General features: G+C 35.7%; 12 protein-coding genes. 10 read left to right on the top strand and 2 right to left on the bottom strand.

What is annotated here, in order from left to right; genetic code table 11:
* Positions 1-118 precede the first annotated feature (118 nt).
* From ACEYOS_RS12740 to recG, 6 genes are all read left to right on the top strand, one after another.
* Positions 119-2,245 carry an alpha/beta fold hydrolase gene (locus tag ACEYOS_RS12740; protein ID WP_373709044.1) on the top strand — a complete coding sequence of 709 codons (2,127 nt, stop codon included), beginning with the start codon at positions 119-121 and terminating at the stop codon, positions 2,243-2,245.
* A 96-nt stretch (positions 2,246-2,341) separates the two neighbouring features.
* Positions 2,342-4,024 (top strand): peptide MFS transporter, encoded by a 1,683-nt coding sequence (locus ACEYOS_RS12735; RefSeq protein ID WP_373709045.1) that lies wholly within the window; start codon positions 2,342-2,344, stop codon positions 4,022-4,024.
* Between the two features lie 134 nt (positions 4,025-4,158).
* Positions 4,159-5,655 carry a peptide MFS transporter gene (locus ACEYOS_RS12730; RefSeq protein ID WP_373709046.1) on the top strand — a complete coding sequence of 499 codons (1,497 nt, stop codon included), beginning with the start codon at positions 4,159-4,161 and terminating at the stop codon, positions 5,653-5,655.
* 153 nt (positions 5,656-5,808) lie between these two features.
* The gene (locus tag ACEYOS_RS12725) at positions 5,809-7,320 is read left to right on the top strand and encodes a peptide MFS transporter (RefSeq protein WP_373709047.1); all 1,512 of its coding nucleotides are present in this window, start codon (positions 5,809-5,811) and stop codon (positions 7,318-7,320) included.
* A 37-nt stretch (positions 7,321-7,357) separates the two neighbouring features.
* Positions 7,358-7,891, top strand: coding sequence for a thioredoxin family protein (locus ACEYOS_RS12720; RefSeq protein ID WP_373709048.1), 534 nt, complete (start codon positions 7,358-7,360; stop codon positions 7,889-7,891).
* Between the two features lie 59 nt (positions 7,892-7,950).
* Positions 7,951-10,089, top strand: a complete 2,139-nt coding sequence (gene recG, locus ACEYOS_RS12715) for an ATP-dependent DNA helicase RecG (RefSeq protein WP_373709083.1) — start codon at positions 7,951-7,953, stop codon at positions 10,087-10,089.
* Between the two features lie 3 nt (positions 10,090-10,092).
* Here recG and ACEYOS_RS12710 read toward each other — a convergent pair whose 3' ends face one another.
* The gene (locus ACEYOS_RS12710; RefSeq protein WP_373709049.1) at positions 10,093-10,794 is read right to left on the bottom strand and encodes a hypothetical protein; all 702 of its coding nucleotides are present in this window, start codon (positions 10,792-10,794) and stop codon (positions 10,093-10,095) included.
* A gap of 134 nt (positions 10,795-10,928) precedes the next feature.
* Between ACEYOS_RS12710 and ACEYOS_RS12705 the strand changes: the two genes are divergently transcribed.
* Together ACEYOS_RS12705 and ACEYOS_RS12700 are read left to right on the top strand one after the other, a co-directional pair.
* Positions 10,929-13,370: a DUF5686 family protein gene (locus tag ACEYOS_RS12705; RefSeq protein ID WP_373709050.1), complete on the top strand. Its 2,442-nt coding sequence runs from the start codon at positions 10,929-10,931 to the stop codon at positions 13,368-13,370.
* Between the two features lie 2 nt (positions 13,371-13,372).
* Positions 13,373-13,609 (top strand): hypothetical protein, encoded by a 237-nt coding sequence (locus ACEYOS_RS12700; RefSeq protein WP_373709051.1) that lies wholly within the window; start codon positions 13,373-13,375, stop codon positions 13,607-13,609.
* Between the two features lie 123 nt (positions 13,610-13,732).
* On the opposite strand, the gene folP is transcribed toward ACEYOS_RS12700, so the two are convergent.
* The gene (gene folP / locus ACEYOS_RS12695) at positions 13,733-14,593 is read right to left on the bottom strand and encodes a dihydropteroate synthase (RefSeq protein WP_373709052.1); all 861 of its coding nucleotides are present in this window, start codon (positions 14,591-14,593) and stop codon (positions 13,733-13,735) included.
* An 81-nt stretch (positions 14,594-14,674) separates the two neighbouring features.
* Here folP and ACEYOS_RS12690 point away from each other — a divergent pair, with 81 nt between their 5' ends.
* On the top strand, positions 14,675-15,241 hold the full coding sequence (locus tag ACEYOS_RS12690; RefSeq protein ID WP_373709053.1) for a DUF1599 domain-containing protein: 567 nt from the start codon (positions 14,675-14,677) through the stop codon (positions 15,239-15,241).
* A 6-nt stretch (positions 15,242-15,247) separates the two neighbouring features.
* Complete coding sequence (locus ACEYOS_RS12685; protein WP_373709054.1) at positions 15,248-16,342, top strand: BT_3928 family protein; 1,095 nt, start codon at positions 15,248-15,250, stop codon at positions 16,340-16,342.

The following is a 16,342-nucleotide window of genomic DNA, read 5'->3' as shown; positions in this document are numbered from 1 at the left end:
AATTTATTTTTTTTGATTAGGTAAAAGATAACAATTATTTGGCCATTAAAACTGACTAACAGAAAGTTTAACGGTATTTTAAGAAATTTACTATCTTTGAAATCTTATCAAAAATATTATGAAAAAAATCCTCTTCTCAATTTCTATTTTAGCCTCGGTAGCCTTTTTCTCTCAAGAAATAACTTTAGACAAAATATATTCTGGTTATTATCGAGGTAAAGGAATTTCGGGAATTTCATCTCTTAAAAATGGTGAAAACTACATCGTTAACGAACAAGGTGGAATTGCGAAATATTCGTATAGAACAACTCAAAAAGAAGGAAATATTGTCGACGGAAATTTTCAATCTTATATCTTTAATGATGACGAATCGAAAATCCTTTTGTTAAAAGAAAGCGAACCCATTTACAGACATTCATTCTTAGGGAAATTTGATGTGAAAGACTTAAAATCCGGAAAAGTTCTTAATCTTAATAATGGAAACTTTGTTCAGGAACCCACTTTTTCTCCTGATGGAAGTAAGGTAGCTTTTATCGCTGATAACAACCTTTTTTATCAGGATCTAAACTCCGGTAAAATTACACAGATCACCACTGACGGAAAGAAAAATTCAATTCTCAATGGACTTGGAGATTGGGTGTACGAAGAAGAATTCGGACATGCCAAATTGTATGAATGGACCAAAAATTCAGATGCGATCGTTTTTGTAAAATCAAATGAATCTGAAGTTCCCGAAATGTCGATTCCCATTTACGGTAAGCAACTCTACCCTTCTGAAATGCGTTTTAAATATCCAAAAGCAGGGGAAAACAACTCTGTAGTTTCAGCACAGTTATACCGTTTAGATTCGGCGAAAACGATCGCTTTAAATTTAAGCAACTTCAAGAACTACTATATTCCTGATGTTTACAAAACGGCAAAAGCGGACGAAATTATTTTAATTACTTCAGAGCGTTTGCAAAATGCGTCTGATGTTTTAAAAGTAAATACCAAAACCGGAGCGATCACGAAATTATTCACCGAATCTGATAAAAGATGGATCGATACTGACAATGTAACTTTGGAATTCTTAGCCGATAATTCATTTATTTGGGGAGCTGAACGTGATGGTAACCGTCATTTGTATTGGTATGATCAAAATGGTAAGTTGAAAAAGCAAATTACGAAAGGAGATTGGGAGGTAACCAATTATTATGGCTATAATCCTAAAACCCAAGAAGTTTTTATTCAAACTACGCAACAGGGAAGCATTAATAAAGTAGTTTCAAAAGTGAATATCAATACTGGAAAAACGACTTTGATCTCGAATTCTACTGGCACCAACAGTGCTAATTTTAGTCAGAATTATAATTATTTCATTGAAACTTCTTCGTCTGCTGCAAAACCGTACACCTATGTTTTAAAAGATGGAAATGGAAAAACTTTGAAAGAACTTCAGAATAATGAAGAACAGTTGAAAAAACTACAGCAGGATAATATGGTCATCAAAGAATTCATGACGATTCCTAACGAAGCTGGAGATCAGATGAATGCCTGGGTGATGAAGCCAAAAGATTTTGATCCAAACAAAAAATATCCTCTATTTATGTTCCAGTATTCTGGGCCTGGTTCTCAGCAAGTAAGCAATTCTTGGGATCAAGGAAACGGGTTATGGTTTAATCACTTGGTTCAAAAAGGATATATCGTTGCCTGTGTTGATGGCCGTGGAACTGGTTACAAAGGAACTGAATACAAGAAAACCACTTATCTGAACCTGGGTAAATTCGAAATCGATGATCAAATCGCTGCCGCAAAATGGTTTGGTAAACAATCTTATATCAACAAAGACCGAATCGGAATTTTCGGCTGGAGTTATGGAGGGTATATGGCGAGTTTGGCTTTAACCAAAGGTACAGATGTTTTCAAAGCAGGAATCGCTGTGGCGCCCGTGACCAACTGGAGATATTACGACTCTATTTATACCGAAAGATTTATGAGAACTCCTCAAGAAAATCCAGATGGATATGATGATAATTCGCCAACAACTTACGCTAATTTATTAAAGGGGAAATACCTTCTAATCCACGGCACAGCCGATGATAATGTGCATTTTCAAAATGCCATGGAATTTTCACAAGCTTTAATTCAAAATAATAAACAGTTTGAATTTATGGCGTATCCCGATAAAAATCACGGTATTTACGGTGGACAGACTCGTCCGCAATTGTATCAGAAAATGACCAACTTTTTGCTTGAAAATCTTTAATGAAATTCACGATAAAATCAGCTCTCTAAATACAATTTGAGAGCTTTTTTATATTTAATCTTAATAATATATATTTGCTCAACTTAAACTTTGAAAATGGAACAAAAAACAACCAGCAAACACCCTAAAGGTCTACCCTATCTGTTTTTCACAGAAATGTGGGAACGATTCGGATACTATTTAATTCTCGGAATCTTCGTGCTTTATATGATCGATAGTGAAAAAGGAGGTCTCGCTTTTAATGATAAAAGTGCAGATGATATTTTCGGAACCTTTATCGCACTAACTTATCTTACGCCATTTTTAGGTGGATTTTTAGCCGATAAACTTTTAGGCTATATCAAAGCAATTTACATAGGAGGAACTCTAATGGGATTGGGATATTTGGGTATTGGATTGTTTAAAGAATTGCCATTATTCTACGCTTCACTAGGATTGGTAATTTTAGGAAATGGTTTCTTTAAACCAAGTATTTCTACACTTTTAGGAAATCTATATAACGAAGAACCTTACAAAGCCAATAAAGATGCGGGATACAATATTTTCTATATGGGAATTAATATCGGAGCGTTTATCTGTAATATCATCGCAGCTTTTATGCGTAACAAATACGGTTGGGGACCCGCGTTCATGACTGCCGGAGTCGGTATGTTTATCGGTCTTTTCGTATTTACCCTTGGAAGAAGACATATTTTGGAAGCCAATATATTAAAGCCTTCACAAGAAGGTGATACCAAAATTTCTGATGTATTATTGAAGGTATTCTTGCCAGCAATCGTGGCTGGAGTTATTGGTTGGATGCTTCCAGGAAACATCTTCGGAACTGATTCTACCGATGCCTTTATTTTTGCTTGTATTCCGGTGATCTACTTCTACATCATGCTTTATGTAAAAGCGAATGCAGAAGATAAAAAGCCAATCGGAGCCTTACTTGCAATTTTCGCTGTGAGTTTAATGTTCTGGGCGGTATTTAAACAAAACGGAACCGCTTTAACACGTTGGGCAAATAACTATACCGATCGTTCCATTCCCGCACCATTAATAGAGCCTTTAAGAGCAATCAATCTAATTGATGGTAAAGACGGAGTTCAAGGAAAAACTTATGAAATGAAAGAGGTTTCCGCTTACGATGATCAATATAGAACATTGAAAGATGAAGAAGGAAAACCAGTGAAAGAGCAAGGTCAGGATATTTATTTTAGAAATATTTCTGAAAAAGATCGGGCAAGCCTGGAAGCAAATCCCAATCAGGAGGTGGCCCTTTATAATACCGAATTATTCCAGTCAATCAATCCTGGATGGGTCATCATACTCACCCCTATCGTCGTCGGATTCTTTATGATACTACGGCGAAGAGGAAAAGAACCGACTACTCCAACTAAAATTGTTTTAGGGCTATTCATTTCTGCCCTTTCCTGTTTGGTCATGGTAGGAGCAGTTTATGCCGGAGATAATGGATTGATAAAAGTTTCAGCTATTTGGCTAATCGCATCCTATGGGGTGATCACTTTGGGCGAATTAATGTTGTCACCGATGGGATTATCACTGGTTTCAAAACTTTCCCCACCAAGACTTACAGCATTGATGATGGGAGGCTTCTTCCTGTCTACTTCTATCGGAAATAAGCTATCTGGAGTACTTGCAAGTTTCTGGTACGAGTACGATAACAAAGCATATTTCTTTGTCGTTAACTTTGGTTTATTACTAATTGCAACCATTTTAGGTCTATCAATTTTGAAGAGACTTAATAAGATTATGAAAGAAAGAGGGATTAATTAATCGCTTTAATAAAATATAAAGGGAAAAGTGCTGTATAATTCAGCACTTTTCTCATTTAATTACCATTCATGCTTCTTCGTAAATAGAAAAAAAAACTATATTTGTTCCCGAATGTTAAACAAACAATAAAAAATATGGATACTACACAGCCACAACAAGGTCATCCTAAAGGATTATACACCTTGTTCTTTACTGAAATGTGGGAGCGATTTTCCTATTATGGAATGCGTGCCCTATTAACAATTTTCTTAACCGCCGAATTAGCTACAGGAGGTTTCGGTCTTGATCGGGCTGAATCTTTATCGGTTTACGGTGTTTTTACTGCCTTAGTTTACCTTACCCCAATTTTGGGTGGTTGGTTTGCAGATAAAATCTTAGGTCAAAGGAAATCTATTTTAGTCGGTGGATTAGTAATGGCTGTCGGTCAGTTCATGTTGGCTGCTGGGTCTTCTATTGATTTATTTGCAGATGTTGAGACAAGAAAAAACCTATTCTATTTAGGATTAGGAGTTTTAATTTTAGGAAACGGATTCTTTAAACCAAATATTTCAACCATCGTTGGTGATTTATACGACAATGATGATCCAAGAAAAGATGGTGCTTTTACCATCTTCTACATGGGTATTAATATTGGTGCTTTCCTTTCTCCTTTTATTGCAGGGACTTTAGGTGAAAAAGTAGGTTGGCCTTACGGTTATCTTGCTGCAGGTCTAGGTATGCTTTTAGGGGTTCTTTGGTTTTATGCACGGAGAGGTACTTTAGGAGACAAAGGACTTCCACCAGGATATAAAGAAAAAGGAATGACTGACTTAGTTGGAAAAGACTGGAGAGACGTTATTCTTTACACCATCGGAAACATTGCATTTGTTGTATTGGTAATGTTTATTTGGAACAACACTTCAGAAATGATTCACACGATCATGGTTTGGGCCTTAGGTATTGCTGGTGTTGGATTCATTGGAATGTCTATTTTTAAAGGAACAAACGGATCTACCGAATGGACCAGGGTTTTTGTAATCTTAATCTTAGCCTTCTTTAACATCGTTTTCTGGGCAGGTTTCGAACAGGCCGGAGGGACATTCAACCTTTTTGCTCAAGAAAATACGGACAGAGTTGTAGGTGGTTTTGAAATCCCAACAACTTGGTTCCAAAATATTAACCCAATTGTAATTGTGACTTTAGCTCCGCTTTTCTCGATCTTATGGGTGAAGTTAGCAGCAAAAAGATTGAATCCAAGAACTCCGATCAAATTTGCAATGGCAATGTTTGTTGGTGCATTTGCTTTCTTTATTATGACACAAGCTCAAAACAGTGCAGATGCTGGAAATATCGTTAGCCCAATGTGGTTGGTAGTTGTTTACGCATTGTTAACTGTTGGAGAACTAATGTTATCACCAATCGGACTATCTATGGTAACTAAACTTTCACCAAGTAACATTACCTCTATTATGATGGGTGTTTGGATGGCGAGTTTTGCATTAGGTAACTACCTTGCAGCAACTTTAGAGCAAATCTTAACAACTTATGATTTTGCCTTATATCCATTTATTACGTATCTGATGTTGGCTTCTGGAGCATGTCTATTACTACTTTCGCCGCTATTGAATAAATTTATGAAAGGAATTCATTAAGCTTCTCAAAAAATAAAAATTACAAAAACCATCGATAACTCGGTGGTTTTTTCTATTTTCGTTTGTCCAAAATTTATAAGTAGTGTTTTCTTTATTTGAAGATTTCTTATAAACATTTGTTCAGCATTTCTAATTACTAATTACTCATTACCTATGAACTTAACTCTCGAACAAATTCAGGATTTTAAAGGAAAATATCCGAAACAGATTTGGTCCCTCTTTTTCTCGGAAATGTGGGAACGTTTTTGTTTCTATGGAATGCGCGGAATGCTGGTCTTCTTTATGATTTCACAATTAAATCTGGCGGAGAAAGAAGCCAATCTTCAATATGGAGCTACACAAGCCTTTGTATATGCTTTCACCTTTGTAGGTGGTCTGTTTGCAGATAAAATTTTAGGTTTCCGTAAATCTTTATTCTGGGGTGGATTTCTAATGATCATCGGGAGTATGATTTTAGCAGCCAATCCGCATGATTATTTTTTCATCGGGATTTCTTTTACCGTTGTAGGAACAGGTTTCTTTAAACCCAATATTTCCACTATGGTTGGAAAGCTATATAAAAAAGGTGATAACCGTACAGACGCAGGTTTCTCTCTCTTCTATGCCGGAATTAATTTAGGTGCTTTACTCGGTGGATATCTTTGTATCGCTATTGGAAAAGGCGAGTTACTTTCGCATTTGATCCCGGAAGGATTGCACTGGAATGTTGCTTTTGGTTTAGCTGCAGTTGTAATGGTGATCAGTTTAATTAATTTTGTTTTCACTCAAAGAAGTTTAGGTCCGATTGGACTTCAACCGAAAAAAACATTAAAGACTGGCGAAGAAGTAGACATGGAGAAATGGAAAGAATACGCTGTTTATGCGCTATCTCTGGTTTTCATTCCGATGATCATGGTGATGGTTGCCAAAACAGAGTATACCGATTATTTCATGTACGTCGTCGGTCCATTAACTCTGATTTATTTATTTTATGAAATGTCTAAAGTCAATAAGCCAGAAAGAAATAAACTTTTTGCAGCCCTGATTTTCATCTTCTTCTCAATTATATTTTGGGGAATCTACGAACAAAGTGGTGGCTCGCTAAGTATTTTCGCTGCTCACAATTTAAATAATGACTTGCTCGGCTTAGATCCAAACGGTGTTAATAATTCTGGAGGTGCGTTCTTTATTTTACTGGTTGCGGTACCAATTGGTTTGCTTTGGATTTGGCTAAGTAAAAAGAAATTAGAACCCAACACAATTATTAAATTTGGTTTAGGTTTCGTATTTCTGGGTCTTGGTTTTTATGCGATTTATGCAACTAAATTTTTCGCAAATGTGGCTGGTGTTACCTCTCTAAGTTTATTTACCATCGCCTTATTCATTATTACCCTTGGAGAAATGTGCCTGTCACCAATCGGATTATCGATCATGACGAAACTTTCTACTCAGAAGTTGCAGGGAATGATGATGGGAATGTGGTTTTTAGCTTCGGCCTACGGACAATATGTGGCTGGACTTATTGGCGCTAATATGGCGACAGCACGTGAGGGCGCTTCGAACATAGAAAAATTGCAGGCTTATACTTCAGGCTATAAAGATTTAGGTTTGTACGCGGTGATTGCCGGGATTGTTTTAATTTTAATTTCACCATTAGTTAAAAAATTGATGCAGGAAGTTAGATAATCTTTAACTTGGTACGACTTTAGCCATCAAACGTAAGATGAAAAAAATTACTCTTTTATTTTCGCTGTTCATAACCTTTCTGGCTTCGTCGCAAGTCAACTGGATGACTTTGGAGCAAGCGATTGAAGCTCAAAAAACAGTTCCGAAAAAAATATTGATCAACTTCTACACCGATTGGTGTGCTCCGTGCAAGGTGATGGACAAAAACACCTACAACCAACCGATGATTGCTGCTTATCTAAATGACAACTATTATCCCGTAAAATTTAATGCAGAAGGGCAAGAAAATGTTACGGTATTTGGCAGAACATTTACCAATTCAGATTTTGCTGAGGGAAAGAAAAAAAATTCAATGCACGATTTTACGAAATATATGAATGTTAATGCGATTCCATCAGCTGTTTTCCTAGACGAAAGTGGAAATCCAATAACGATTCTTCAAGGAGCTTTGACCGCAAAAGAATTAGAACCTTATATTCCTTTCATTGCCGCTAACGAGTACAAGAAAATCAATACGCGTGAAGGTTGGGAAAGCTATCAGAAGAAATTTAGGTCCAGCATTAAAGATTAATAATTCGGTTTCAACTACAAAAATCAAAGACTTTCAATTAAATTTTGGAAGTCTTTTTTATTTTAACGAAATTCGCTCTTTCTCATGAAACCTCTGATCAATCACTTTTGACTTTAGAAACTTCCATTGAATTTTTGAAGGGAATCGGTCCCGAACGCGCCAAATTCATTAAAAATGTTTTAGGATTTACAACCGTGGAAGATTTTCTGACCTTCTACCCTTTGCGGTATATTGATAAAAGTATTGTTCATAAAATCGGAAATTTAAAAGCAGATCTTGAGGCTGAAATTCAATTGAAAGGAAGAATAACCGATATCCAAGAAGTGGCTTATGGAAAAGGTCAAAAGAGATTAACCGCTAAATTCCGGGATGATTCCGGAACGCTGGAACTGGTTTGGTTCCGGTATTCAAAATGGATGAAAGAGCAAATTCCTTTAAACCAGGAAATTTTCGTCTTTGGTAAAATCAATGAATTCAATGGATTATTTTCAATGCCGCATCCCGAAATTGAAGTTGACGAAAAAAAAGCGCTGCACGGAACACTTTTACCTATTTATCCGGGAAGTGAAAAACTGTCAAAGCGTGGATTGAACAACAAGTTCTTTCAAACGATAACTGCAGATATTGTTAAAAACTTACCCAATCTGGTTTCTGAAAACCTTCCTGATTCTTTAATGAAAAGTTTAAATCTAATCGGAAGAATTCCGGCTTTGTACAATATTCATTTTCCAAAAGATCTGGTTCATTTTCAGCATGCTGAAAATCGTGTCAAGTTCGAAGAAGCTTTTTTCTTTCAATTAGGTTATGGTTTGAAGAAGCAACATCACAAAGCCTCCGTAGTCGGCAATCCATTTCCTAAAATCGGCGAAAATTTCAATCAGTTTTACAACAATTATATTCCGTTTGAACTGACCAATGCTCAGAAAAGGGTTTTAAAGGAAATTCGCACCGATATGAAAAAACCGATTCAGATGAATCGGCTGCTTCAAGGTGATGTAGGTTCGGGAAAAACGATGGTTGCCCTTTTGTCAATGTTAATAGCGCTTGATAATAATTTTCAAAGTTGTCTGATGGCACCAACTGAAATATTAGCGCAACAGCATTTTAATTCTATTCAGGAACTTTTAGCACAAACCAATATTAAAGTCCGATTGTTAACGGGTTCTACCAAAACTTCAGATCGAAAAATTATTCATCAGGAACTTCTTTCAGGTGAACTTTCTATTTTGATCGGAACGCACGCCGTTTTAGAAGATATTGTACAATTTAAAAATTTAGGACTCGCGATTATTGACGAACAACATCGTTTTGGCGTTGCTCAAAGAGCCAAATTATGGGCGAAAAACAAAATAGCTCCACACATTCTCGTCATGACTGCAACGCCGATTCCACGGACTTTGGCCATGAGTTTCTACAGCGATTTAGACGTTTCGGTGATCGATGAATTACCGGTCGGAAGAAAAGCAATCATCACGGCTCACCGTCGTGAAAAAGACCGGTTAACAATTTTCAGATTTGCAAAAGAGGAGATTGAAAAAGGCCGACAGATCTATTTCGTTTATCCTTTAATTGAAGAATCAGAAACTTTAGATTACAAAAACCTGCTCGAAAATTTTGACCATATTTTAGAATTTTATGAAGGATTCAATGTAACCATACTTCACGGTAGAATGAAACCTGCTGAGAAAGAAGCGGCGATGCAATATTTCGCTTCCGGAAAAGCCCATATTATGGTTGCCACTACCGTTATTGAAGTTGGCGTAAATGTTCCGAATGCTTCAGTTATGATCATCGAAAGTGCCGAAAGATTTGGCTTGTCACAACTTCATCAACTTCGTGGACGAGTTGGCCGTGGTGCCGAACAGAGTTATTGCATTCTGGTCACTTCCGATAAACTTTCCAGTGACAGCCGAACGCGAATGAAAACCATGGTCGAAACCAACGACGGTTTTAAAATTTCAGAAGTCGATATGAAACTTCGCGGTCCTGGAGATATTCTGGGAACCCAACAAAGTGGCGTGGTTGACTTTAAAAAATTAGATCTCATTGCTGATGGAAAAATTATTAAAGTCGCCAAAGGAACCGTAGAAAAATTACTTGAAAATGATCCACATTTAGAACATCCTGACAATTTTGAGCTGCGAACGTATTACGCCAAGCAATACAAAGGCAAAAATAAATGGGGAAGAATCTCCTAGCTCTTATTTCTTAGATCTCATCGGAGGTGGCGGCGCTGAATATTGTGTAACTTCCGTACGTTCATCCTTTTTTGCGCTAGAGATTCCGTTTAAGAATTCATGAATTTTAACGGAGTTTTTTTCAAAGCTGTTTTGCGGAGAAAATGCGACCACTCCACAATATCCCAGATCATTCAGATAATAATTGCCTGCATATTCGAAATCTAAACCTTTCGTATTGGCAATGTACCGGATATATAAAACTTTCAAACCGTTTACGGTACCGTATTCAGATTCTTTTAATCGGAAAAAATCAGCATTTTTCTGTACACCCATCAATAAAATATCTCTTAGATTTTTCAAGGTCGGAACTTGCACTTTTTCCGTGATCAGAAACCCGATAATTTGATCTTCGGCATTGGCGCGGAACATATATTCCACGTATGGACTCACTTTTTCGGGTGAAACTTTCCATTCAGGAGGATTGAAATAAAGTCCCATGTCTAATTTTTTACTCCTCATCAAAAATCCCGCATCGTTACTTTTCTTAAAAAGGAAATCGTTGGTAGAAATGGTTTCTAAACTTTTAGCGTCACTTTCATTCACAAACTTCCAGGTTCCATTGTCAAACAACACCACTTCTTTTCCGTCATCAGTCAATCCTTTGGTTTGGGAGAAAACAGAAACATTCAATAAAATAATTCCAAGAATACAGATTTTTTTCATTGAACTAAAGTACAAATTATTTCATTTTAAACGATGTTATTGCTAAAAGCTATGACCGAAATTTAATGCAGAAAACAGTAACTAAATGATATCTAACGCTGAATCTTTGATTTTTTTGAATACTTTTGTTTTCTATGAAAAAACAGATTTCGATTGTCTTCTTATTTCTTGGCCTTTTTGCTTTTGGTCAGTCAAAAATCACCGTTATAAAAACAGGAGAAAGAACTCCAATTCCTAATGCATCTGTTCTTTGCAACGGAAAACTTTTGGGTAAAACCAATACTGCAGGAACTTTAACCTTCAAAACAAAATGTGATAAAGTTGATGTTAAAGCTGCTGGTTATTATGATGATGAAGTAGTTGTGGACAAAGTGATGGAATTGGGTCTGGCTAAAACTGATCCTAAAACGCAGTCAATTGAAGGTGTGATCATTTTAGATAAAAGTGATCCCCTCGCTTTGGCTATTTTACAAAAAGTGAATGATCGTTTTAAAGATAATTCACCATACAGTTTAGATTCTTATTCTTTTAAATCCTACGAGAAAATTTCTTTCGATTTCGATGAAGATAGTATTAAACAATACAATCAATATTTGAATCACCGTTTAGATTCATTGAGTTTACTTCCAAAAGCGGTGCAATCTGCGGAAAAAAAGAAAGATTCTATCGAAAGTTTGAATGTGATGAAACTGATGACTACCAGTAAATTATTCTTGTGGGAACGAGCTTCCGAATTTTTATACTCCAATAAATACGGCGAAAAAATTAATATTTTAGATAATCGGGTGGCAGGTTTAAAAGAGCCTGTTTATGAAATGTTGGCTTTGCGTTCAAACAGAAATAAAATTCCGAAAGAAATTCAATTGGAAAACCGCACGCTTTATCGTTACTTTTTAACGGACAATATTGAGATCGAAGGTCGCAAAAATTATGTCATCAGATTTCGACAGGCCGATTATAAAAATCCTATTCAGAAGCGAAAATTCAATGGTTATATCTATGTCGACGCAGATACTTATGGTTTGAAAAAAATCGAGAGCAACAGCAAGAAAAAAAGCGAAGGTTCTATCACCAGTATTTGGAAACCTATCGATAATAAGTGGTTTCTATTAAAGGAAAACTTGAAAATTAAAACGAGTTCAACCGTTTTTAATGAAAAGAAATCGGACAAAAAGAACAAAGATGATTCGGATGAAAAATTGAAGCAAAAATTTGGAAATTATATTTTCATCATGGCTGACTATTTTGATTTTAAAACATCTATTGAAGAGAAGAAAAAAGATTTTGCTGGCTATTCGATGTCTGTGAAAAATTCTGATGGTGATATTCTTGATGAATATAGAACCGATTCGCTAACGACGCGTGAAAAAATGACTTACACCAAGATTGACAGCGTTGGAAAAAAATACAATCTTGATCAAAAGCTAAATGTTGTAACAGGATTTCTGAAAGGAAAGATCAGAGTTGGAAATGTGGATTTTGATGCGCTTTCATTATTAAAATATAATCAATACGAAGGAATAAGAGTTGGCGTCGCGGTAAAAATGAATGAGAAATTTAATAAATACATTTCTCCGGATGCTTACATTGGTTATGGATTCAAAGATGCCGCCTTGAAATATGGCGCTGGAATCGACATTAAAACTACATTAGAAAAAACCTCCTTTTTCCGTGCTGAATATTATAACGATGTCGATGCAGCCGGTAGATTTAATGAAGATCTGTGGAACTTTAAAATGCAAATCAATAATTCTGGAGTTGATCTTAACAACGATAATTTTTATCATTTTGAAGGTTTTAAAGTATCTTATGAAAATGATTTAACAGATGCGTTAACGCTAAGAGTTTCTGCAAAAAGAAATCGTGAAGAAGCAAAATTTGATTATAACTTCAATAATCTCGGCAATAAATTTGAAAACTTCGCAACGCAACTGACATTGAAATATTCACCGAATTCCAAAACGATGATGACGCCATCTGGGAAATTAACTTACGAGCAGAATTATCCGGAATTTTATTTCAATTATGAACAAGGAATAAAAACTTTGGGCGGAGACTTCAATTTCAGCAGATTTGACTTTTTAATGCAGCATAGTTTCAAGACCAAAATCGGTGTTACTGGCGTTCGTGTTTATACAGGTTTGGTTACCGGTGACGCGCCTATCTGGAATCAATTTGCAGTGAATGGTTTAGGAAATGGTGAAAGTTCCTTGAATTTCAACCTTACTTCTTACTTAGGTTTTGCCACTATGGAAGGTGGTAAATATTACAATGACAAATTTGTAGGTTATTATTTAACGCACCGAGTTCCATTCTATTTCAGCACCTTTGGAAAGAAGATTTCCAGCTTTGATATGGTTTACAGAGGAATTACCGGCGATATGAAAAACACGGCAATTCACGATTTCGAGTTTGAAAAACTGAATCACTTTTATCAGGAAATCGGTTTAGAAGCCAATAACTTTTTAGGAAGTCCTTTTAATTTAGGTTTCTTTTATCGCGTTGGATATTACGCTACGCCAACCTTTAAAGAAAATTTCGCAATACAGTTAAAACTCAATTTTTTAGGATTTTAGAAATGAAAAATATACAGATTAAAGCAAGTTCCTTTTTTGAATTGTTGAAAATGAAAGACACTTCGATGTGGGAAATTTTCGCTCAGATGATCGATGCAGACAAGAAAGAAATCATCTTTTTGGATGATGAAGAAAAGGTTCTCTTCAACTATTTATTGCCAAACAATTTGGAAAAGTTAGAGGAAGACCGGAAACAGTTTTCGGAGGAATACGCTGAGAAATTGTCTGGCTTAAACTAATAATAGACAAAATCTTCGATAAGACATCGACAAGCTCAGTCTGACAAAATCGACCTTTTGAAACTCTTTTGAAGAAGTCAAATCTAGATTGCCGAAAACTTTTCTAAAAAACGTTTTTAATAACTATTGAGTTTGCAGAAACAGATCAATAGTTTGCCTCGCTGCTAAAACATCATGAACACGCAGAATTTTCGCTCCTTTTTCTAAAACTTTTAAATGAATTTTCTGCGTTTCTGTTTCAATATCTAAAGGTGATTTCCCTAAAGGTTTATAAATAAAAGATTTTCGGGAAATACCGACCAGTAAAGGGTATTCTCCAAAACTGATCATGTCGAGTTCTGCAATCACTTGATGGTTCTGCTCCACCGTTTTCCCAAACCCAAATCCAGGATCCAGAATGAGATCTTTAATTCCCAGCCTTCTTAATTCTTGAATTTTCTCAGAAAAATAATAATTCATTTTTAAGATGATGTCTTCATCGATCAACTTGTCATGCATTGAATCATAAGTGGGATTGATATGCATTAAAATATACGGAAGCTGCGTTTTTGCGACGGTTTTAAACATTTCATCGTCAAACATTCCGCCCGAAATATCATTTATCAGATCGATTCCTTCATCGAAACCAAACTTTACCGTTTCGGAATAAAAACTGTCTAAAGAAATTAAAATCTGAGGAAATTCTTTTTTGATTTTGGAAATTAAACTTCCTAATCTACTTATTTCTTCCTCTGCTGAAAGAAGTTGAGCTTGTGGTCTGGTAGATTGTGCACCGATGTCAATCATTGACGCACCTTCACTGATCATCTTTTCAACCTGCCGAAGTGCATCATTTTCATTATTAAATTGTCCGCCATCTGAAAAAGAATCCGGCGTAATATTGAGAATACCCATAATTTTCGGTTCCGATAAATCGATCAATTGACCACGATAATTCATGGTTGAAAACGGATTCGGTCGTGAGTTGGAAATATTGGCTTTCATTCGACAAAAATACAATTTCTACCAACTATCAGCCGATAACTCTCAAACGAAATTCTTATCTTTGAAAAGTTTAGAAATCTTATGCAAAAAACATCAAAACAGTTCGACGAAGTTATTCAAGTCTGCCGTGAATTATTCAGCAATAAACTGTCGGATTACGGCGCTTCTTTCCGCGTTTTACGTACTTCTTCTTTGACCGACCAAATTTTCATTAAAGTTAAAAGCTTAAGAAATTTTCAAACAACGGGAGTTTCTAAAGTTGGCGAGTCTGAAGAGGAAAATTTCATCGCGATTGTGAACTACTCTATTATTGGTTTGATCCAGTTAGAGAAAGGTTTTGCAGATGATTTTAAACAGGACAGAAATGAGATTTTGGAGATGTATGACCGATTTGCATTTGAAGCAAAAGAGCTAATGCTCCGGAAAAATCACGATTATGGTGAAGCTTGGCGTGAAATGCGAATTTCTTCCATCACCGATTTGATTTATCAGAAAGTTTTAAGAACAAAACAAATCGAAGATAACGCCGGTGCAACTTTAGTTTCAGAAGGTGTTGACGCCAATTATTTTGATATGCTCAATTATGCAGTCTTCTGTCTGATTAAGTTTTCTGAAGAAAAAGAAGTTTTTAAACCTACTATAATTTAATATAAAATGTTGAAAAATATACTCCGAATTATTCTTGCGCTTATTTTCATCATTTCTGGTTTTGTGAAAGGCGTCGATCCAGTTGGATTCTCTTTTAAATTAGAGGAATACTTTTCACCTTCCGTTTTTAATATTCCATTCTTAGAAAAACAAGCACTGATATTGGCAGTAATCGTGGTCGTCTTTGAGATGGTTTTCGGATTTTTCTTACTCATTAAAACTCAGCTGAAATTTACATTGTCGATGCTCATTGCGTTGTGTGTATTTTTTGCCTTCCTCACTTTTTATTCGGCCTACTTTAATGTGGTAACCGATTGCGGTTGTTTCGGTGACGCTTTAAAAATGGAACCTTGGCAAAGTTTCTGGAAAGACATTGTTTTATTAATTGGACTACTCATCGTTTATTTTCTTTACCGAAATGAATTTAATGAGCCAGAAGATAAAACCAATTTCAAGAAATATTTTTCTGCATTTGCTTTTATGACTATGGTTTTCGTGATTAACTGGGGAATTACGCATGAACCGGTAGTAGACTTTAGAGATTATAAAATTGGCACAGACTTAAACGTCGAGAAGCAAAATATTGATAAAGATCCATCTGTATTTAAAACTTATTACTCTCTTAAAAATGAAAAGACAGGAGAAGTTTTAGAAGTGAATCAGGACGATTATGTAAACGATAAAAAATATTGGGAAGAAGGTTCGCCCTGGATGATTGAGGAAGGAAAAACGACCTCAAAATTAATTAAACAAGGTTACGAGTCAGAGATTTCTAAGTTCAAACCAGAAACTACAGATGGGGTCGATTTGACCGATGAAATTCTGAAAGCTCGAAAAGCAGTATTGATTTTCGCATACGATCCAAAAAATGCCAACATCAATGTTTTAGCGCAAGCAGAAGCAAAGTTAAGTCAACAAAAAGATGCTTTAATTTTAGGAGTTTCTACCGACCCAAATACCTTTAAAACCATTAATAATGCAGTAATGGATGGAACGGCGATTAAAACAATTGCCAGAAGCAACCCTTTCGTACTGACTCTAGAAAAAGGAAAAATCGTAGATAAACGCTCTGCGGAAGATTATATTAAACAAAAAAAATAA

The organism is Kaistella sp. (assembly GCF_041824135.1).
Taxonomy (GTDB): Bacteria; Bacteroidota; Bacteroidia; order Flavobacteriales; family Weeksellaceae; genus Kaistella.
Note: the sequence above shows the minus strand (reverse complement) of the source record. Positions and strands in the feature narration are given on the sequence as shown.